The sequence below is a fragment of the Profundicola chukchiensis genome (assembly GCF_029664245.1).
Classification (GTDB): domain Bacteria; phylum Bacteroidota; class Bacteroidia; order Flavobacteriales; family Weeksellaceae; genus Profundicola; species Profundicola chukchiensis.
This window is the reverse complement of sequence record NZ_JANAIE010000002.1, coordinates 1-19,323: the sequence shown is the minus strand read 5'-3', so window position 1 is coordinate 19,323 and position 19,323 is coordinate 1. Positions and strand designations below refer to the sequence as shown.

17 protein-coding genes are annotated in these 19,323 nt (G+C 35.0%); 8 read left to right on the top strand and 9 right to left on the bottom strand.

Translation table 11 applies throughout. The features are described from left to right. The first annotated feature begins 3 nt into the window (after nt 1–3). A complete protein-coding gene (gene ctlX, locus NLM59_RS02350; RefSeq protein WP_304416136.1) occupies nt 4–933 on the top strand; it encodes a citrulline utilization hydrolase CtlX in 930 nt (309 codons plus the stop codon). A gap of 101 nt (nt 934–1,034) precedes the next feature. Here the strand turns inward: ctlX and NLM59_RS02345 are convergent, their stop codons facing one another. From NLM59_RS02345 to NLM59_RS02335, 3 genes are read right to left on the bottom strand one after another with little or no spacing between them, the layout of a single operon-like run. Then, nucleotides 1,035–1,271: a hypothetical protein gene (locus NLM59_RS02345; RefSeq protein WP_304416135.1), complete on the bottom strand. Its 237-nt coding sequence runs from the start codon at nt 1,269–1,271 to the stop codon at nt 1,035–1,037. Next, nucleotides 1,268–2,056 (bottom strand): pyrroline-5-carboxylate reductase, encoded by a 789-nt coding sequence (gene proC, locus NLM59_RS02340; protein WP_304416134.1) that lies wholly within the window; start codon nt 2,054–2,056, stop codon nt 1,268–1,270. Before proC ends, NLM59_RS02345 begins: the two co-directional genes overlap by 4 nt. Next, entirely contained in the window at nt 2,056–3,537 is a 1,482-nt protein-coding gene (locus tag NLM59_RS02335) for a sodium:solute symporter (protein ID WP_304416133.1), read from the bottom strand. The genes proC and NLM59_RS02335 overlap by 1 nt, the downstream gene beginning before the upstream one ends. A 130-nt stretch (nt 3,538–3,667) precedes the next feature. Here NLM59_RS02335 and recR point away from each other — a divergent pair, with 130 nt between their 5' ends. After that, nucleotides 3,668–4,279, top strand: coding sequence for a recombination mediator RecR (recR, locus tag NLM59_RS02330; RefSeq protein WP_304416132.1), 612 nt, complete (start codon nt 3,668–3,670; stop codon nt 4,277–4,279). After that, nucleotides 4,280–5,110, top strand: coding sequence for a glycosyltransferase family 2 protein (locus NLM59_RS02325; protein ID WP_304416131.1), 831 nt, complete (start codon nt 4,280–4,282; stop codon nt 5,108–5,110). Between the two features lie 40 nt (nt 5,111–5,150). Here NLM59_RS02325 and NLM59_RS02320 read toward each other — a convergent pair whose 3' ends face one another. Further along, nucleotides 5,151–6,689 carry a protein adenylyltransferase SelO gene (locus tag NLM59_RS02320; protein ID WP_304416130.1) on the bottom strand — a complete coding sequence of 513 codons (1,539 nt, stop codon included), beginning with the start codon at nt 6,687–6,689 and terminating at the stop codon, nt 5,151–5,153. Between the two features lie 53 nt (nt 6,690–6,742). On the opposite strand from NLM59_RS02320, the gene NLM59_RS02315 reads away from it, so the two are divergent. Beyond that, on the top strand, nt 6,743–7,429 hold the full coding sequence (locus NLM59_RS02315; protein WP_304416129.1) for a porin family protein: 687 nt from the start codon (nt 6,743–6,745) through the stop codon (nt 7,427–7,429). A gap of 9 nt (nt 7,430–7,438) precedes the next feature. Next, on the top strand, nt 7,439–8,104 hold the full coding sequence (locus NLM59_RS02310) for a porin family protein (RefSeq protein ID WP_304416128.1): 666 nt from the start codon (nt 7,439–7,441) through the stop codon (nt 8,102–8,104). Here the strand turns inward: NLM59_RS02310 and NLM59_RS02305 are convergent. Then, nucleotides 8,097–8,828 (bottom strand): TrmH family RNA methyltransferase, encoded by a 732-nt coding sequence (locus tag NLM59_RS02305; RefSeq protein WP_407986203.1) that lies wholly within the window; start codon nt 8,826–8,828, stop codon nt 8,097–8,099. The two genes, NLM59_RS02310 and NLM59_RS02305, sit on opposite strands and share 8 nt — an antisense overlap. Before the next feature lie 23 nt (nt 8,829–8,851). Between NLM59_RS02305 and tamL the strand changes: the two genes are divergently transcribed. Then, on the top strand, nt 8,852–11,413 hold the full coding sequence (tamL, locus tag NLM59_RS02300; protein WP_304416126.1) for a translocation and assembly module lipoprotein TamL: 2,562 nt from the start codon (nt 8,852–8,854) through the stop codon (nt 11,411–11,413). On the opposite strand, the gene trmB is transcribed toward tamL, so the two are convergent. Together trmB and NLM59_RS02290 are read right to left on the bottom strand one after the other, a co-directional pair. Next, nucleotides 11,410–12,084 (bottom strand): tRNA (guanosine(46)-N7)-methyltransferase TrmB, encoded by a 675-nt coding sequence (gene trmB, locus NLM59_RS02295; RefSeq protein ID WP_304416125.1) that lies wholly within the window; start codon nt 12,082–12,084, stop codon nt 11,410–11,412. The two genes, tamL and trmB, sit on opposite strands and share 4 nt — an antisense overlap. Nucleotides 12,085–12,169: 85 nt before the next feature. Beyond that, nucleotides 12,170–12,979, bottom strand: coding sequence for a M48 family metallopeptidase (locus NLM59_RS02290; RefSeq protein WP_304416124.1), 810 nt, complete (start codon nt 12,977–12,979; stop codon nt 12,170–12,172). A gap of 308 nt (nt 12,980–13,287) precedes the next feature. Here NLM59_RS02290 and metK point away from each other — a divergent pair, with 308 nt between their 5' ends. Further along, complete coding sequence (gene metK / locus NLM59_RS02285; protein WP_304416123.1) at nt 13,288–14,547, top strand: methionine adenosyltransferase; 1,260 nt, start codon at nt 13,288–13,290, stop codon at nt 14,545–14,547. Nucleotides 14,548–14,614: 67 nt separating this feature from the next. Here metK and NLM59_RS02280 read toward each other — a convergent pair whose 3' ends face one another. Then, nucleotides 14,615–15,523: a GYDIA family GHMP kinase gene (locus NLM59_RS02280; protein WP_304416122.1), complete on the bottom strand. Its 909-nt coding sequence runs from the start codon at nt 15,521–15,523 to the stop codon at nt 14,615–14,617. Further along, nucleotides 15,523–16,398, bottom strand: a complete 876-nt coding sequence (gene fabD / locus NLM59_RS02275; protein WP_304416121.1) for an ACP S-malonyltransferase — start codon at nt 16,396–16,398, stop codon at nt 15,523–15,525. Before fabD ends, NLM59_RS02280 begins: the two co-directional genes overlap by 1 nt. A gap of 300 nt (nt 16,399–16,698) precedes the next feature. Between fabD and NLM59_RS02270 the strand changes: the two genes are divergently transcribed. Next, nucleotides 16,699–19,014, top strand: coding sequence for an inorganic phosphate transporter (locus tag NLM59_RS02270; RefSeq protein WP_304416120.1), 2,316 nt, complete (start codon nt 16,699–16,701; stop codon nt 19,012–19,014). Nucleotides 19,015–19,323 lie beyond the last annotated feature (309 nt).

The window sequence follows — 19,323 nt, the reverse complement described above, 5'->3', positions numbered from 1 at the left end:
AAAATGAAACAAAGTACTGATACAATTTTGATGATTGAGCCTGTTGCATTTTATTTTAATGCTGAAACGGCTACGAATAATTATTTTCAACAAAAACCATCTGAAAGCCAAGAAGAAATTCAAGCGAAAGCATTGGCGGAATTCAATGACATGGTTAAATTGTTGCGTGATAATGGAATCAATGTTATCACCATTAAAGATACTTTAAATCCACATACGCCAGATTCTATTTTCCCGAATAACTGGATTTCTATGCATGATGATGCGACTGTTGGTTTGTATCCTATGTATGCTGAAAACAGACGTACCGAGCGTAGAGAAGATATTTTAGAGGAATTAGAGAAAAATGGTTTCGAGATTTCTACAATCGTTGATTATTCATCGGCAGAAGAGGAGGAAATCTTTTTAGAAGGAACAGGAAGTCTTATTCTAGATAGAGAAAACCGTTTGGCTTATGTTTGTCTATCGGATAGATCTGACGAAGGTTTAGTAATCGAATTTTGTGAAGACTTTGAGTACACACCGATTATTTTTACAGCTAACCAAACTGTAAATGGAGAGCGATTAGCAATTTATCATACCAACGTTATGATGTGTGTTGCTGATAAATATGTTGTTATTTGCTTAGATACGATTGACAGTAAAAGCGAGCGTAAAATGGTGATAGACACTATTAAAGGAAGCGGAAAGGAAATCGTGAAAATTACCGAGGACCAAATGCACCAGTTTGCTGGAAATATGCTTCAGGTAAATAATGGTAAAGAAACTTTCTTGGCTATGTCTAAATCAGCTTATGACTCATTAACCGATGATCAAATTGCGCAGATTGAGAAATTTGATAAAATTCTTGCACCTGCAATTCCAACAATCGAAACTTTAGGTGGAGGAAGTGTAAGATGTATGATGGCAGAGGTTTTCTTACCAAAAGAATAACTTGAATTAAGTTTTTAAAATATAGAAAGGTCACATTTTGTGGCCTTTTTTATGTCAAAAATTCAAGTGTTGATTAGCTTGTAGTAGAAGAAATTAAATCTTTATTCTTCCCAATAAATAGCACGTTGAGGCTTTAAACTATCTCTGAACTCCAACATATCTTTTTCCATAATTACCATCGTAGCTACGGCATAGGAATCATTAATGGCTTCTGAACCTACTTGCTTCAATGGATAATCTTGTTTATCCACATATTCATTGAGGTGAATCGCATGATGTTCAGCGGTTTTCTCGGCGTCGGGACCTCTAAATTCCCATATTAATTGAATTTTTTTCATTTGTTTATTTTTATGTGAGAAGCAACAATACCTTTAATTAATGAAGAGCTAAAACCTTGATGTTCCATCTCGTTTAAACCAGTGATAGTGCAACCCATGGGTGTTGTAACCTTGTCAATTTCTTCTTCTGGATGATTTCCACTCTTGATTAGAATTTCTGCAGAGCCTTTCACCATCTGACTTACGATTTTTGAAGCTGTACGAGAATCGAAACCAATTTCAATAGCTCCTTGCATCATAGCTCTCATAAATCTTAATGAATATGCAATTCCACAAGCACCAATAACGGTAGCGGCATCCATCATTTTCTCTTCAATATAAATACTTTCTCCAAATTGGTCGAAAATATTTTTAACCTTCTGTTTATTATCTGAGTTTTCATCTAAGGTTGAAATACAAGTCATTCCTTCACCCACGCTAGAAGCCGTGTTAGGCATTGCTCGGTAGGTTTTGACATCGGCTCCAATAATATCAGATATTTCATTTAAAGTAACACCTGTTGCTATCGAAATTAGCGTGTATGCTTCAGTTAAATCTTGCTTTATTTCATTTAAAATAGAAGAAACTAAATGAGGTTTAACCGCGATAATAATGAAGTTTGAATCTTGAACGGCTTTCCTATTATCATTTGAAACATTTACGCCTACATCCTTTAAAGAGGATAATCTGTCTAATCTATTTCTAGTGGCATAGATGTTTTCTGCTTTTATGAAATCGCTTTTTAATAGACCTTCAATTAAAGCAATTCCCATGTTTCCTGCTCCTAATACAGCTAATTTTCGCATTATTTTTCGACTTTAAAGGGTATAAATTTAAATAACAATAAGAGTATAATTGTAATAACAGCTCCTGTAAATATAGTCAAGAAACCAATATTAAATCCATAGGTTGCATTGAGGTAATTATTCATAAAATACGCAATTACAGGTGTGGCTAAACAAGCAATTGGAACACTCCAATCGTTTAATTTTACTTTGGTGAAAATCCCCAATAAGAACAAGCCCAGTAGAGGAGAATAGGTGTATCCGGCTAATCCAAAGATTAAATCAAAGACATTATCTCCCGAGTTTTGGAAGGCCAAAATGATTAAAAGCATCACCAAACTAAATCCAATGTGGGTAATAGTTTTTAATTGAGTAGGATTTTTCCTTTTTTCAATTCCTAAGAAATCATAACAAAACGAGGTAGTAAGAGCAGTTAGCGCTGAATCTACACTAGAAAATGCAGCTGCGGCTGTTCCTAAGACAAACATAATAGATGCAAAGATTCCAAAATGATTTAAGGTTAAATACGGTAGAACTTTATCGGTGGCAATAGCTGTAACCATTTCTCCGTTTTGCTCAAATGTTTTGGTAGGAAGTTCGATGCCATTTACATCTGCAAAAAGGAATAACATCATTCCTAAGAATAAGAATAGAATCTGGGCAATACCAACCGAAAAACTAAATACAAAAGTGTTTTTCTGAGCTTCTCTAACGTTTTTACAAGTCAAACTTTTTTGCATCATATTCTGATCTAATCCCATCATGGCCATGGCGATTAAGATACCAGAGATGAATTGTTTCCAAAAATAGGTGCCTGATTTTACATCGCCGTCATACCATTTCCAATAGCCTTTCTCGGTTCCTAAATCTACAATTTCCCCAAATCCAAGTTGCATTTTAGAGAAGATTATCCAAACGATGGATAAAGCAGCTAATAACAAAAAGGTGGTTTGTAATAAATCTGTCCAAACAATGGTTTTGATACCAGCTTTAAAGGTGTATAGAAAGATTAAGACTAAAAACAACACAGCCAACCACCACATATGGGAATTATCTAAATCAAATAAAACTTGTAAGATTTTAATGGCCAATAACATCCTTAGACCTGCTCCAAATGACTGAGAAACTAAGAAGAAAAAGGATCCAGTTTTATAGGAAAACCATCCAAAGCGATTCTCTAAATAGGAATAAATAGAGACGAGTTTGAGTTTATAATAGAGCGGAATCAATACAAAAGTAATGAAGAGATATCCCACCATATTCCCGACGAAAAATTGTGCAGCAAAGAATCCTTTGGTTTGAACACTCCCTGGAATAGAAACAAAAGTTACTGCAGATAAGGCAGCACCAATCATCCCATAAGAAACAACCAACCAAGGAGATTGATTATTCCCAGTGAAGAAGGAAGCTTTGTCTGATTTTCGACCGGTTAAATATGCAATGATTAATAAAACACAAAAATATCCTGCAATTAGTAATGCAATGGAGGTGGGTGTTAACATAAAATTGAATTAGATTCAAATATAAAAATATTATCGGTTCTAGATTCAGCTAAAAAGTTTAATATATCTCTGGAGTGGTTCAAATTTAATTTTGCAATAGAAATACAAACATTCTTTATCTTTGCGTATTATGCAATATCCTAGCAGAATTTTAGAAAAAGCCGTTGACGAAATCTCACAACTTCCGGGAATTGGAAAGCGTACAGCTTTGCGTTTGGCTTTGCAAATGCTCAAAAAACCAACTTCTCAAACGGAAAATCTTGCCAAGTCTTTGGTGAGTTTGGTGAATGATATTAAATATTGTAAAAAGTGTCATGCGATTTGTGATAGTGAGCTTTGTGATGTTTGTAGTAACCCAATGCGCAATCATGATTTGATTTGTGTGGTAGAGGATATTCGAGATGTTATGGCCATCGAAAATACCAGTCAGTACAAAGGTGTTTACCATGTTTTGGGAGGGAAAATTTCTCCCATGGATGGTATTGGTCCACAGCAATTAAAAATAGATTCTTTGGTAAAACGTGGGGCAGATGCTAAAGAGATTATTTTAGCGCTAAGTAGCACTATGGAAGGTGATACCACTATGTTTTACTTGTATAAAGTCCTAAAAGACACCGAAATTACACTTACAACAATTGCTAGAGGAATCGGGATTGGAGATGAATTAGAATATACAGATGAGGTGACCTTGGTTCAGTCTATTCAACGCAGAGTTCCTTACGCTGCATCTTTATCTAATTAAATGAAACTATCCGTCATTATCGTTAGTTACAATGCGATGGACTTTTTGGTGAAATGTTTGGATTCGCTCCAAAAACATTTACCAGAAGATTCAGAAGTGATTGTTTTCGATAATAACTCACCCGATCGTGAAATAGAAAATATAGCAGAGGATTATCCTTCGATGCAGTTTATCTTAAATCCAGAAAATCTTGGATTTGGTAGAGCTAATAATAGAGCGGTAAGTCTTGCGAAAGGTGAATGGGTTTTAATTTTAAATCCGGACACAATTGTTTATCAAGATTTCTTTCCAACTTTATTTAGTTATGCAGATTCGGTGGAGAATTTAGGCGCAATTGGAGTTCGAATGCTAGATGGTAATGGAGATTTTTTGCCAGAAAGTAAACGAAATATTCCCTCACCATATGCTTCTTTTTCTAAGTTGTTTTCCTGGTTCAATGGAGTAGGGAAGAGATATTACAATGAAACTCTACAGCCCAATGAGAACGGAAAAGTTGAGATTTTATCGGGAGCATGTATGTTTATGAAAAAACAAGTTTATGAGGAAGTTGGCGGTTTCGATGAACAATATTTTATGTATGGCGAAGACATCGATATAAGCTATAGCTTACTCAATTTAGGATATCAAAATTATTATTTAGGCGAAGTATATATCACCCATTTTAAAGGAGAAAGCACCGTAAAAGATGAAAAATATTTGAAAAACTTTTACGGTGCTATGGAAATCTTCATCGAGAAGTATCATAAACCAAAGAATCCATTCCTGTATTATGTTATGCTCGCTGGTTTGAAGTTAAAGCATAAAATGGGAAAGCTTAAATTAAAAAATTAGCTTTCTCGAATCTTCAATCTAATTTATACTTTCGATTTAATTAAGAGCTACAACTCAACATACTACAACCTGGTTGATTATCTGCCCAACTTGGTCTTTTTGCTTGAAGCTCAGGAAAACGATTTTCGTAAGGTGTTTTGAGTGCTTCGTTTAGTTTATTAAACATAGCATAATCACCTTGTTCAGCTGCCTCAATCGCTTCAAACAATTGGTAATTCCTAAGAATAAACTGTGGGTTTGAACGCTGCATTTTCTCTAAACTTTCGGCTTTGCTGATTTCATTAGACGCAATTCGCATTTTATATAATTCAACAAAATCCTCTAAGCGCTCTTGTTGTTCTTGTGAAATCTCTTCATAGCAGAATTTTTTCGCATGAAGTTCGCTTTCCTCATTATAAAGCTTCATTAATTCAACAAAGAATAAAGTATAATCTGGCTTTAAATCAATCATTAATTTTTGCCAAGAATGCAAGAACACTTTGTCGGTTTCTCTTAACTTATCTAAACCTAATTTTTCTCCCATCATTGTATCAAAGGCCTTCCAGAATTGATCTTCAAAAGATTCTAAGACCTCTTGTAATGGCTCTATATCCTCAATAAGTGGATACAAAGCATTACCAAACGCGCTCAAATTCCATAATGCAAAATTGGCTTGTTGACCAAAAGCATATCTTCTTCCGGGTAAATCGGTGGTATTAGAAGTGAATTTTAAATCATATTCTTCTAGCATTGCATAAGGTCCATAATCGATGCTTAATCCTAAAATCGACATATTGTCAGTATTCATTACTCCATGAACAAAGCCCACACGATACCACTCAACAATCATTTTGATGCTAAGGTTTTTAACTTCATTAAAGAATTCAATGTATTTTTCCTTTCCTTCTGACTTAATTTCAGGAAAATAACGCTCAATACTCCAATCGACTAAATTTTTAAGTTCTTCAATATTGTCTCGCGCAGATAACAACTCAAAATGTCCAAAACGAAGAAAACTCTCTGCGGCACGAACCATAACGGCGCCAGGCTCATAAGCTGCATTTCCATTATATAAAATATCACGCATTACTTTTTCCCCTGACAGCGAAAGACTCAATGCTCGTGTGGTGGGTATGTTTAAATGAAACATAGCTTCGCTCATCAAATATTCACGGATGCTAGATCGCAAAACAGCTCTACCATCAGCGTGACGAGAATAAGGCGTAGCTCCAGCGCCTTTCCACTGAAGTTCCCAAACTTTGTTGTCTTTATCTTTTAGTTCCCCAAAATATATCGCCCGACCATCTCCTAACTGTCCGGCCCAATTTCCAAATTGATGTCCTGCATAAGCCGTAGCATAAGTCAAGAAATCCTCGTCTACATTGGAATTCAATAAACCTATATCTTCCTTTGAAAGTGGAAGTTTAAAACCTAAATTTTCTAATAACTCATCATTGCTCGCTATCAGATCTGCCTTAGGGAAACCAATAGGGTGCACCAAAGCATACAATACACCTGGTGTTTGTCGTTGCATCGGATTCCAGCTTTCGTCGCCTGGAAATTTTTCAACAAACGGATATTTAAAATGATTTAATTTCATAATGCACTTAAATTATCAATTATAATTTATAAAATTGTATCAAATAGATTTCTATGAAAAAATTAACAATCTTACTTGCTTTAATTTACACGAGTTTAATTTCTGCACAATCTACTGAAATGGTAGTCATTCAAGAAGCTGAACAAGTTAGCCCTTGGAATTTTGGTTTAAAAGCAGGCATAAATCTTGCCAATTTAAGCGGTTCTTACTTAGACCTTGATTATGTGAAAGAATCGAATGGATTTGTTGGTTTTCATGGTGGGGCATGGGCTAATTATGCACTAAGTAATAAATCATCTGTCCAATTTGAACTATTGGGATCCTTACAAGGTGGAGATATTGAATATGAATTATCTTATGCTGGACAAGCTATCAAGCCAACTGGAAAAGTTCGAATGCCTTATATTTTGATACCTATTATGTATCAATACAAACCGATGGAAAAACTTCATTTAGAGGTAGGACCTCAATTGAATTATTTACCGAAAATAAATCTTAAGACTTATATAGACGGTGAAAGAATCAATGACGAAACAGTTGAGAATTTAGTAAATAATAGATTAAAAAATGCTAGAAGTATAGATGTTGGTTTAAACATTGGTGCCGGTTACGAATTTATTCAAGACTGGAGTGTTTATACTAGATACACCCATGGATTATTAACCGTGGATGACCGCGATGAGAATCAAAGAGATTTAAAAAATCGTGTGTTAGCATTTGGTGTTTCGTATAAATTTTAATTTTAGAGAATGAATTTTAAAAGACTTTTACTTCTTAGTTTAACTTTTACTTTTTTTAATTTAACCAACGCACAAGAGAGCCAAATCAAAGATTCCTATTTTGGGATTAAGCTTGGTGCTAATTCATCGAATCTCTCAGGTGAATCAACCAAAGATGACGATGGCAGAGAAACTGATGTAAAATCAAGAATTGGATTTTATGTCGGTGGATTTTATCATCATGAACTTAGCGATAAATTAAGCGTTCAACCAGAATTATTGTTTTCTTATCAAGGTGCGCGCATTGATATTAAACGTTGGGAAGGTGTTCCAGTAACAGCAGGTAGTGATATCGATTTACCTTATGTTTTACTTCCTCTGATGTTGCAATATGAAGTCTTTGATAAGTTCCACTTAGAATTAGGACCGCAGTTAGGTTATAATTTAGGTAAGTTTATTACGATTAAAGGTAAAGTAGTTCTCAATGGAGAAACCTTTATGTTAGAAGATAGGCTAGAGGATGTAGCTCGTTGGGATTTCTCGCTTTTGGCAGGTGCGGGGTATAGTTTTAATGAAAAAATTACAGCTAAATTTAGATTTGCACAAGGTTTAAATTCTTTAGATCAAAGAGATCGCGATGCTTTTACCTTGTATAACCAAGTCTTTTCTCTAGGCTTAGAATATAATTTTAACTAGTCAGTTTTTGTCTGAAAATTTCACTTGAAATCATCGCCGAGGCTACAGCTACGTTCAGGCTTTCGGTTGGACGATTTGTTTCTTGTGGAATACTAATCTTCTGCGTACAAAGATCTTCGATTTGTGCTGAGATTCCGTTGGATTCATTTCCCATAACAATTAGGCCTGGTTTAGTGAGTTCTGTTGAATAAATACTATCACCTTCCATAAAGGTTCCATAAATCTCACAATCTAGTTCTTTAAAATAAGTTTCAAAATCTACATAATGAACTTGAATTCTCCCCAGCGATCCCATACAGGCTTGAACAACTTTTGGATTATAAACTTCTACGGTATCTAAGTTACAGAAAACATGCTCCATCCCAAACCAATCGGCGATTCTAATAATTGTTCCTAAATTTCCTGGATCTTGTACATTATCTAAGGCAAAATAACTCTTATTAATCTGCGTAGGTAAATCATATGATTTCTGCTCAAAAACTGCCAAAATTTCAGGGGGTGTTCGCAAATTACTCATCTGCTTAAACTCTGCACTGCTAGCTATATCTGCCTGTGGATACATTTCCTTGTAATCCGTGCTTACAAAAAGATGAATTAATTTAAAATCACTGGCAAGAAATTCATCGGTTGACTTTCTACCTTCCACAACAAATAAACCCAATTTTTTTCGGTATTTTTTTTGTTGCAATCGCTTGACTAGTTTGAGAGTTGCTTTTGTTAGCATATATTTGTTACGCAGTTAAATTTATGAAGAAGACTTTTTCAAAGATATTATTCTTAATTGGAATTTCCTTTCTCATCACAGCTTGTGATGTTACGAAAAAAATTCCTGCAGGTGAATTGTACTTAAAATCAAACGATTACGAATTTGTAGATGAGTCTCCATTTTCTGATGAATTAGAGGATTATGTGAGTCAAAAACCTAATAAACGTTTGTTTGGATTATTGCCTATGAAAGATTGGGCTTATAATCGCGTACCGGCTAAGTATGATTCAGTCTTCATGGATTATTATACTTATTCGAATTTAGATAGAAACCAGAAGTTGCTTGATAGTTTATTTATGCACTATGGTCTAGAAGAAAATGTAGGAGATAGTAAGTGGTTGACGAGGCTAATTTATAGAGCAGGAGCTAAGCCTATAACTTTAGATACAGTAAATTCACAGAAGTCAGCGCATGAATTAGAAGAGTTTTACTTTGAAAGAGGTTATTTTGATGCTCAAGTTAACCCGACTTTTGATGTAGATTCTGCAGCACAAAAAGCACGTGTTACTTATAATGTTGAGGTGAAAGAGCCTTCTAAGTTGGTGGATTATAATCAAGTTATTACGGATACTAAATTAGAGAGCCTTTATGCCCAAAACATGGAGGATAACAAGATTATTCTCAATGAAAGATTTGATGTAAGAAATTTTGAAAAAGAGCGTGATCGTTTGGTTAAGATTTTTAAAAACAATGGATATTTCCAATTTAATGAATTTGGAAACGAGTTGATATTTAAAATTGATTCAACCAACGACAAACAATTGGCGGCAACTTTAAAGATTGCCAAACCAGAAAATGATACGATTAAAGATTTTACTCAATATTATTTTGGGGATATTAATGTTTACGTAGATTATAAAGATGAAGAATCTAAGAAAAACTTCGAGCGGGAACACCGAGGATATAATCTTTATAATTTCCATGAATTTAGACTTAAACCGCGAGTTTATACAGATGCGATTACTTTAAAATCAAATGACATGTATCGTTTTGATGATGTTATGCGGACGCGTCAGCTTATTTTAGATAGAGAAAACTTCTCTTTAACTTCACTGAAAGTAGAGAGAAATTTAGATAATCCTTTAGATAGTTTATTAACCACGAGTATTATCCTTAGACCTAAACCTAAATACGATCTAGAATTGTCTTTTGAAGGAATGTATTCTCAGTTTTTAAGTTTTGGTATTTCACCGGGACTTAGATTATTAACTAGAAATGTTTTTAAAGGAGGAGAGAATTTAGAGTTTAATTTAAGAGGAACTGTTGGAACAGTTAACACCTCTGAAGCTCAAAATGAGCTATTCAATGCCTACGAACTTTCATTCGAAACAAAATTAAACTTCCCAAGATGGGTGTTACCTTTTAATACAGAAGGTTTAGTTCCTAAAGAATGGAACCCAAAATCGGCGATTAGCTTAGGTTTATCTGGGCAGAAAAATATTGGTTTAGGAAGTAGAAATTATTCGTCAGTTATGGATTATACTTGGACACCAGGTATGAACAATCATAATTTTGAGTTGATAAATTTCCAATACATTAAAAACACTGAAAAGGATAAGTATTATAAAATCTTTACGGTAGATAACGAGATTAAAAATCAAGCCTTTGATGCTTATTTTAATTTTAAACCATTTTATCAAGCTTTATACGAAAATGGGGAAATCACCGCTAATGAGTTAGAACTGTTAATTTATGGTGATGAGGACTTTGTAAGTAATCTACCAGTAAATAATTATAATTTTGACGACTTCACTGATTTCCGAAATGTTATTTTTAGAAAGAACAGTATTATTCAGGATGTTTTAATACAGTCTTTTGCTCACTCTTATACCTATAATGAAACTACAAAACAGGATAAAAAACATCCTTGGTTTATTAGTAGTAAAATAGAAGTTGCGGGTGCATTGATGAGGTTAATCGATGAAACGATTGGATTCAATCAAGAAGAAGGTTTCTTTGGCGATACTAGATCTGTTTTGGGAGGAGTTCCTTATTCAGAATTTGTGCGTTTTGATTTAGATGTAAGAAAAACGATTGACTTAAGTTCAAAAACACAACTAGCACTTAGAAGTTTTACTGGAGTTGCCATTCCTTATGGAAACTTAGAAGTTCTTCCATTTAGTAAATCTTATTTTGGAGGTGGATCTAATGACGTTAGAGCATGGCAAGCCTATGAGTTGTCGCCGTCACCGTTGAGACCAAATGACGACGGAACCTATATCGACCAAATGAAAATCACTTTAAATGCAGAATATCGTTTTCCAATTTATGGTATGATTAACGGAGCTTTCTTTGTAGATGCTGGTAATATTTGGAGTTTGAATAGCGATAATCAAAAGACGCAATTTAGATTTGATAGCTTCCTTAAACAAATGGGAGTTGGGTCCGGACTTGGTGTTAGGTTTGATTTAACCTTCGTTGTAGCACGTTTAGATTTTGCCTACAAAATACACGATCCGGCTTACCCAGATGGAGATAGATGGTTCAACAACATCAAGTTATTGAGACCACAATTGCAATTCGGAATTAATTATCCTTTCTAATCTAATTGAAATTTAATGTAGGTAATCTTCTTGCCTTCATTCAAGAATAATTTCTCGTAATGCGTTTGAATATCGAAAAGATAATCAGGCAAGTCATGAGTTGACCTATTATATATGTCATGATTAGATATTTCGACTTTATAATCATTCATCTCTACAATTCCACATGTGTAACCATGCAAGAACTCACTATCTGTTTTAAGATGAATAAATCCACCTGGCTTTAAGATTTTTTTATATCTCGCTAAAAAGTCCGGATGCGTAAGTCTATGTTTTTTTCTCCTAAACTTAATCTGAGGATCTGGAAAGGTAATCCAAATTTCACTTACTTCTCCTGGAGCAAAGGCCAAATCAATCAGTTCGATTTGTGTTCTAAGGAAGCCTGTGTTTTTCATTTTTCTCTCCTCAACCGTTTTTGCTCCACGCCAAAGTCTAGCACCTTTAATATCTACACCAATAAAATTGGTTTTTGGAAATTTCTCGCCCAAGCCAATGGTATATTCTCCTTTTCCACAACCTAACTCTAAAATAATAGGGTTGTTGTTTTTAAAGAATTCTTGATTCCATTTACCTCTAAGCTCAAAACCATCTAGCATCTCGCTACGCTCTGGTTGAATTAAGTGAGAAAAACTTTTGTTTTCCTCAAAACGACTAAGTTTATTTTTTGCCATGCGACAAATTTATTCAAACTAAATTGAATCCATAAAAAAAAGTGCCTTAAATATTAAGGCACTTTTTAAATTTATAGTTATGAAATTATTTTGTTTTACCAATAGCTTGATAGTATAATGGTAACACGTTAGGAATTTCTCTCTCTAGTTGTGCAATCCTTCTACCTGGATCTGGGTGAGTAGATAAGAACTCTGGTGGAGCTTGGCTACCTTTTGCTTTAGCAACAGATTGCATTCTATTCCAGAACTTTGGAGCTTCTCTAGGATCATACCCAGACATAGCCATCAATTGTAAACCAATTTTATCTGCTTCTAATTCGGCACTTCTAGAATAAGCTAAAATACCTACAGTTGCTCCCATTGGATATAACTGATTAAATACATTTTGATATTTGCTATCGTTTAAAGCTATATTACCCGCAACTTGTAAACCTTGTGCCAACATAGCTTGTGTCATTCTTTGCGCACTATGCTCTGCAATAGCGTGAGTAATCTCGTGTCCCATTACCACTGCAACACCGTTTTCGTCTTTACAAACTGGCATAATTCCAGTGTAAAAAGCAACTTTACCACCTGGCATACACCATGCATTTAATTGATCACTTTCAATTAAGTTAAACTCCCATTGATAACCATTTAAAAAATGTGATTGATCTTGAGAAGCCAAAAACCTTTCTACGGTTCCTTTAATATTATTCCCAACCTCTTTCAACATTTGAGTTTGTTGTCGATTCGTTGAAAGTTTTTCCTCTTTTAAAACTTGCTGATATTGTTGAAACGCCATCGGGAAAATCTCGGCATTACTTACCAATATAAGCGGGCTTTTACCCGTAATTGGGTTAGTAGAACATGCCGCGACCAGCATTATTACTAACATTAAATATACTTTCTTCATAACTCTAATTTTTTGATTGTTATTTGAATAAACAAGTTCTATTCCAAACGCGAATTCATTAATCAAATTGAAGCGGATTTTTGTAATTATATTATCAATTAATAATGTTTTCCAATAGGATTAAATTATATATTAAGACAGCTGTTTTGCATTTTATATCGAAAAACTGTTTGTATATTTGCTGTTCAAAATTACAGAGGACAAATTTACCCGGGTTGCAACCTCTCTAAAAAATGCTAAAACGTTTTTTTCTATTGCTTCCCAAGAATTTTCTGATGTAAGATATAATATAATTAAAGAACAATATTATGCCTTATTTATTTACTTCTGAATCTGTTTCAGAAGGACATCCAGACAAAATAGCAGATCAGATTTCAGACGCAATCTTAGACAACTTTTTGGCCTTTGATGCCGATAGTAAAGTTGCTTGTGAAACTATGGTAACCACAGGACAAGTGGTTTTGGCTGGCGAAGTGAACTCACAAACTTATATCGACTTACAAAAAGTAACGAGAAAAGTTATTCAACGTATCGGATACACAGACAGCTCAATGAAGTTTTCTTATGATTCTTGTGGTATCCTGTCAGCGATCCACGAACAGTCTAATGAGATTAGACAAGGTGTTGACAAAGAAAATCCAGAAGATCAAGGAGCAGGAGACCAAGGGATGATGTTTGGTTATGCGGTAAACGAAACCGAAAACTATATGCCATTGGCTTTAGATCTTTCCCATATGATTCTTCAGGAATTAGCTGAGGTTAGAAAAACAGGTGACGAGATGACTTATCTTCGCCCTGATTCAAAAGCTCAGGTAACTTTAGAGTATGATGATGAACATAAGCCAATCAAAATTCACACAATCGTAGTTTCTACACAACATGATGAGTTTGGTGGAGAAGAAGCTATGCAGGAGAGAATCAAGAGAGATATTATTCAATTTATTATCCCTCGTGTATTCCAAAAGGTTTCTCAAAAAGTTAAAGACTTATTCCATCCAGATATTATCTATCATGTTAATCCAACAGGTAAATTCGTTATCGGTGGACCACATGGTGATAGTGGATTAACTGGTAGAAAGATTATCGTAGATACTTATGGTGGTAAAGGAGCTCATGGTGGTGGTGCCTTTAGTGGTAAAGATCCATCTAAAGTAGATAGATCTGCAGCTTATGCAATGCGCCATTTAGCTAAAAACATGGTAGCCGCTGGTATTTGCGATGAAGCTTTAGTTCAAATTTCATATGCAATTGGTGTTGCGGAGCCTATGAGCATGATGGTAGATACCTATGGTACATCAAAAGTTCAAATGTCAGATGCTAGAATTTCAGAGATCTTAATCAATAATCTTGATTATAGACCATATGCCATCGAAAAGAACTTAAAGTTAAGAAACCCAATCTATGAAGAAACTGCTGCTTATGGTCACATGGGTAGAGTTCCACAAGTTATAACTAAAACTTTTGAAGCTTATAATGGCGAAGAAATAACAAAAGAAGTTGAGTTATTCACTTGGGAAAAACTAGATTTAGTTTCAAAACTGAAAGAATTATTTCACTTAGAGGATTAAAAACAATCCTTTATTAAAACAAAAAAAGACAAGAAGTTTAAATATTTCTTGTCTTTTTTTATTTCCTTTAATCTACAATTAATTCCGCGTAGGAGAGTATTGTTGAGTAGCCTTTCCGTTCAAAGTAACTCATGTCATGGTTATGACTGGTAACTAAAACAAAATCACCTCCCCAAGCTCCTAAACTCTTAATCATACCATTTTTATAATCTGGAAATAAGCTTTCCTTCACCGTATCCATCTCTAAATGCCCCGAAATCATATATTCGTGTACATATAATATGTCTTCAAATTCCTCTAGACTTTTACACGATTTAATTTGTAAGCTTAAATCAGTTATGGCTTTTATCAAATCTTTATCCTTCCCAAACTCACGATATCTTTCAATCCCTTCGCGGCTATTCTGTTTTTCATTTAAATAAACAAAGTAGATATGTTGGGTTATGCTTTCATCAAGTTGAATCAAACCAACTTTTCTGTCTTTTTTAGTGAGTTGATAGGATTGTGGTTTTGGAAACATCGCACAACTGATATCATATCCACTTCCTCCAAATGTCTTTTCTAATAGTTTGAAAGCATCAATGTCTGCATATTTAGACAAAAGAGAAATTAATGTCGAACTAGAGCCTAAACCCCAATCCTTCGGAAATTCCAACTGAGTGGTGAATTCTATTCTTTTATTTTTAAAAACTTCAGGTTTTAATGACTCAACAGCCTTCAGAATATTAGAAATATTATTTCCTAAAATCGAATCACTAGATGAAATGACATCTAATTCATCGTTTAATTCTGCCTCAAACCACAATGAATCATCATTCAAGTATGCTTTCCACAGAATATGTGTTTTATCTTGCTCGGATTCTTCAACCTTCATCCTCTGACCTAATTTAGTCGGAAGTCCAATGGCTAAAGCTCCATCCAATACTACATATTCTCCGGAAAGCAATAATTTACCGTTCGCAAAGTATTCCTGCATTATAATACGCCTGAAACTTGAGCTTCTCTTTCAATTTTCTTAATCAAACCTTGTAAGGTTCTACCTGGTCCAACTTCTAAATAACTCGTTAAACCTTCAGCCCACATATTTTGAATAGTTTGTGTCCATCTAACAGGAGCCGTAAGTTGAATATTTAAATTCTTCTTAATTTCATTTGGATCGCTTACCGCACTTGCCGTTACATTTTGAAAAATAGGACAAATAGGCTTGTGGAACTTAACCTGTTCAATAGCTTTTTCAAGTTTTTCTCTTGCAGGTTCCATCATTGGCGAGTGAAACGCACCTCCAACAGGTAGAATCAATGCTCGTTTAGCACCTTTTTCTTTTAATAATTCACAAGCTTTCTCTACAGCTTCTACTTCACCAGAAATCACCAACTGACCCGGGCAATTATAATTCGCAGGTACTACAACACCATCTACAGAAGCACAAACTTCTTCTACAATACTATCTTCTAATCCTAAAATAGCCGCCATCGTTGAGGGTTGCAACTCACAAGCTTCTTGCATAGCTTCAGCACGTTTAGCAACTAATTGCATTCCATCTTCAAAAGACAAAGCATTAGCCGCCACCAAAGCAGAAAACTCACCCAAAGAATGTCCCGCAACTGCTTTAGGCTCGAATGTTTCAATCATCTGCGCCAAAGAAACTGAATGTAAAAATACTGCTGGCTGAGTAACATTAGTTTGTTTTAAATCTTCAGCAGTACCCTCAAACATGATTTTCTTAATATCAAAACCTAATATTTGGTTCGCTTGATCGAATAAGCCTCTTACAACAGCGCTTTTTTCGTATAATTCTTTCCCCATTCCTGGGAATTGTGATCCTTGACCAGGAAAAACGTAAGCTTTCATATATTCTTATTTTGTTCTAAATCCAAATATACAGTTTAATAGTAAATTTTAATGATATAGAATCTATTTTTAAAAGCTCGAACAAATGAAATAGTGGAGGTAAGCAATCTCTTCTTTCAAATTATAAACTTGATAAGTGTCTTTTTTAGAGTTACTTAAATTCAATCCGAACTGATATATCTTAAAAAACATCTTCTTTTTTCAATAAAGTTGGGATATTTTCCAAAAGGAAACGTAAATTTAACATTGGTGGTAATTTAAACTCATATTTTTGCCCATTCACAAAACTTAAAATAATATATGGAGAGTTTATATGTTTTCATAGTAGGTTTACTTTTCTTACTCGCTGTTTTTGATTTGGTGGTCGGTGTTAGTAATGACGCTGTAAACTTCTTGAACTCAGCAATTGGTTCTAACGTAGCCAAATGGCGAACCATCATGATAATTGCCTCGGTAGGTATTATGTTGGGAGCAATGACATCAGGAGGAATGATGGAAGTAGCCCGGAAAGGGATATTCAACCCCCAACACTTCTATTTCAATGAAATCATGATCCTATTCCTCGCGGTTATGATCACGGATATTATTCTCCTCGATCTCTTCAATACCTTTGGAATGCCTACCAGTACAACGGTCTCCATTGTATTCGAAATCCTAGGTGCGTCCTTTGCATTGTCGGTCATCAAGACCCTAAATGGCGATCTACCAATGAATTATCTATTCAACTTAGATCAACCCGATAAAGGTATAATCGGATTTATGAACTGGGAAAAAGCCGGGGGTATTGTCTCGGGAATCCTGCTCTCCGTTGTAATCGCCTTTACTATTGGTGCTGTAGTTCAGTTTATTTCTAGATTCTTCTTCTCATTTAGATATAATGATAAAATGAAATATTTTGGGTCTATCTTCAGTGGATTGGCCTTCGCAGCAATTCTATATTTCTTAATCTTTAAAGGAATGGGGTCTGTTGTAAAAGACGTAGAAATTGGACAAATGAATTTTTTCCAAGCTAAATTCGCTGTCTTCTATAATTGGGTATCAACCCATATTCCAGTATTTATTTTAATCAGTTTCATCATTTCGAGTATAGTAATGTTCTTCTTGCAAAAGAAAAACATCAATCCACTTAAATTGGTGGTTCTTTTTGGTACATTCTCGCTTGCAATGGCATTCGCAGGAAACGACTTGGTGAACTTTATTGGAGTTCCTATTGCAGCATGGCAGTCTTTTGAACTATGGAGTGGCTCTGGATTAGCTCCAACTGAAATGTTAATGGATGGACTAGCTGGTAAAGTCGAGACACCTTACTTTATGTTAATGTTGGCAGGTGCTATCATGACATTAACTTTATGGTTTTCTAAAAAAGCACGTAGTGTTACCGAGACAGAGGTTAAACTTGGTGCTCAAGCAGAAATCGATGAAAGATTTAAACCAAACTTAGCTGCAAGACTTATTGTTGATGCAACTGCTACGCTTAATAAAAGCATTGGAAAGGTTATGCCCAAACCAATTGCTAAGAAGTTAGATGAAAGATTTGCTCCAGTAGATATTACCGAGAATGAAGGTGCTGCAGCTCATTTCGATTTAGTGCGCGCATCGGTTAACTTAGTAACGGCATCTATTTTAATTGCTATCGCAACCGACCTTAAACTACCTTTATCTACTACTTATGTATCTTTTATGGTAGCAATGGGTACGTCGCTTTCAGATAGAGCATGGGGTAGAGAAAGTGCAGTGTATAGAATTGCTGGAGTTATGAATGTTGTTGTGGGATGGTTCTTGACCGCAATTATCGCATCAACAGTTGCTGCTATTTTCGCGGCCATTATGTACTACGGAGGAATCTACGGAATTCTTGCTTTAGTAGGAGCTGCTGGATTTATGATCTTCAAGACTTCTAGACACCATACAAGTAAATTGGAGAAAGAAGCTTTAACAGCAACTAAAACTTCAATCAACTACAAGGATGTAAACGAAACATTATCCTTGTTGTCAGCAAGTGTTGATGAAGCTATCGGTGATATCAAACGTACCTTAGAGCTTACTTATATTGGTGTAGTGAAAGAGAACAAACGTGCACTTACAGATGCAAACGAAAAATTAGATCATCTTAATAATGAATACGCCATGGTTAAAAATGGATTGTTCAAGATTATTAAGAAGAACAAATCAGACGAAACCACATCTGCGCATTTATATGTATTAACCTACGACTTAATGCAAGATATTCTTCAGAGTTTGTCACTAATCGTTGAGTCGGCTACGGTCCATGTTAAAAATAACCACAAGCCTCTTACGCGCGAACAGTGTACACACATTGCTTCTGTTAAAGACTTATTATCCGATTACTTGGTCTTCTTAAAAGACATCATTCGTAACGGAGACTTCACAGATGCCAATGTTCAGGAGTTATATATTAGAAAGAAAAACCTTCTGCTAGAAATTGAGTTGGCAACTTCTCAACAGATCGAAGGAATTATGGATAAGAAGTATGGGTTCAAAAACACTTCCTTATACTTCACAGTATTGATGGAGTTAAAAGACCTAATCGCAGTTTCTACAAGATTCGCCAAATTATACAAGCGAATTTATCAAGACGGAAAACTGACCAAGTAATTCTAATACATATATTAATATAAAGAAGGGGGAGCATTAGCTCTCCTTATTTTATTTGGGCGTGTCCTTGTTGCTGGCCAGCGTCATTAATTAAAGAAGCATCACGGATGGGCAAGTAGGTTTTCTAATCAAACATAAGGGGAGGTAGGCAACAAGATCAGGCTGTTTCGGGGTTCCGTCTTCTGCTGGCCTAGACCAACTTAGTAGTAGGAAAAACCAATACGTCATTAAATAACACCCACAAGTAAGTCACGCTAAGTCCAGCAGAAGACCAAGCCCTGTCCATCCTTCACGCGAAAGACGCACGAC

Coding starts and splice junctions, on each gene's coding strand:
- ctlX (WP_304416136.1), top strand. CDS start 4: ATGAAACAAAGTACTGATACAATTTTGATGATTGAGCCTGTTGCATTT.
- NLM59_RS02345 (WP_304416135.1), bottom strand. CDS start 1,271: ATGAAAAAAATTCAATTAATATGGGAATTTAGAGGTCCCGACGCCGAG.
- proC (WP_304416134.1), bottom strand. CDS start 2,056: ATGCGAAAATTAGCTGTATTAGGAGCAGGAAACATGGGAATTGCTTTA.
- NLM59_RS02335 (WP_304416133.1), bottom strand. CDS start 3,537: ATGTTAACACCCACCTCCATTGCATTACTAATTGCAGGATATTTTTGT.
- recR (WP_304416132.1), top strand. CDS start 3,668: ATGCAATATCCTAGCAGAATTTTAGAAAAAGCCGTTGACGAAATCTCA.
- NLM59_RS02325 (WP_304416131.1), top strand. CDS start 4,280: ATGAAACTATCCGTCATTATCGTTAGTTACAATGCGATGGACTTTTTG.
- NLM59_RS02320 (WP_304416130.1), bottom strand. CDS start 6,689: ATGAAATTAAATCATTTTAAATATCCGTTTGTTGAAAAATTTCCAGGC.
- NLM59_RS02315 (WP_304416129.1), top strand. CDS start 6,743: ATGAAAAAATTAACAATCTTACTTGCTTTAATTTACACGAGTTTAATT.
- NLM59_RS02310 (WP_304416128.1), top strand. CDS start 7,439: ATGAATTTTAAAAGACTTTTACTTCTTAGTTTAACTTTTACTTTTTTT.
- NLM59_RS02305 (WP_407986203.1), bottom strand. CDS start 8,828: ATGCTAACAAAAGCAACTCTCAAACTAGTCAAGCGATTGCAACAAAAA.
- tamL (WP_304416126.1), top strand. CDS start 8,852: ATGAAGAAGACTTTTTCAAAGATATTATTCTTAATTGGAATTTCCTTT.
- trmB (WP_304416125.1), bottom strand. CDS start 12,084: ATGGCAAAAAATAAACTTAGTCGTTTTGAGGAAAACAAAAGTTTTTCT.
- NLM59_RS02290 (WP_304416124.1), bottom strand. CDS start 12,979: ATGAAGAAAGTATATTTAATGTTAGTAATAATGCTGGTCGCGGCATGT.
- metK (WP_304416123.1), top strand. CDS start 13,288: ATGCCTTATTTATTTACTTCTGAATCTGTTTCAGAAGGACATCCAGAC.
- NLM59_RS02280 (WP_304416122.1), bottom strand. CDS start 15,523: ATGCAGGAATACTTTGCGAACGGTAAATTATTGCTTTCCGGAGAATAT.
- fabD (WP_304416121.1), bottom strand. CDS start 16,398: ATGAAAGCTTACGTTTTTCCTGGTCAAGGATCACAATTCCCAGGAATG.
- NLM59_RS02270 (WP_304416120.1), top strand. CDS start 16,699: ATGGAGAGTTTATATGTTTTCATAGTAGGTTTACTTTTCTTACTCGCT.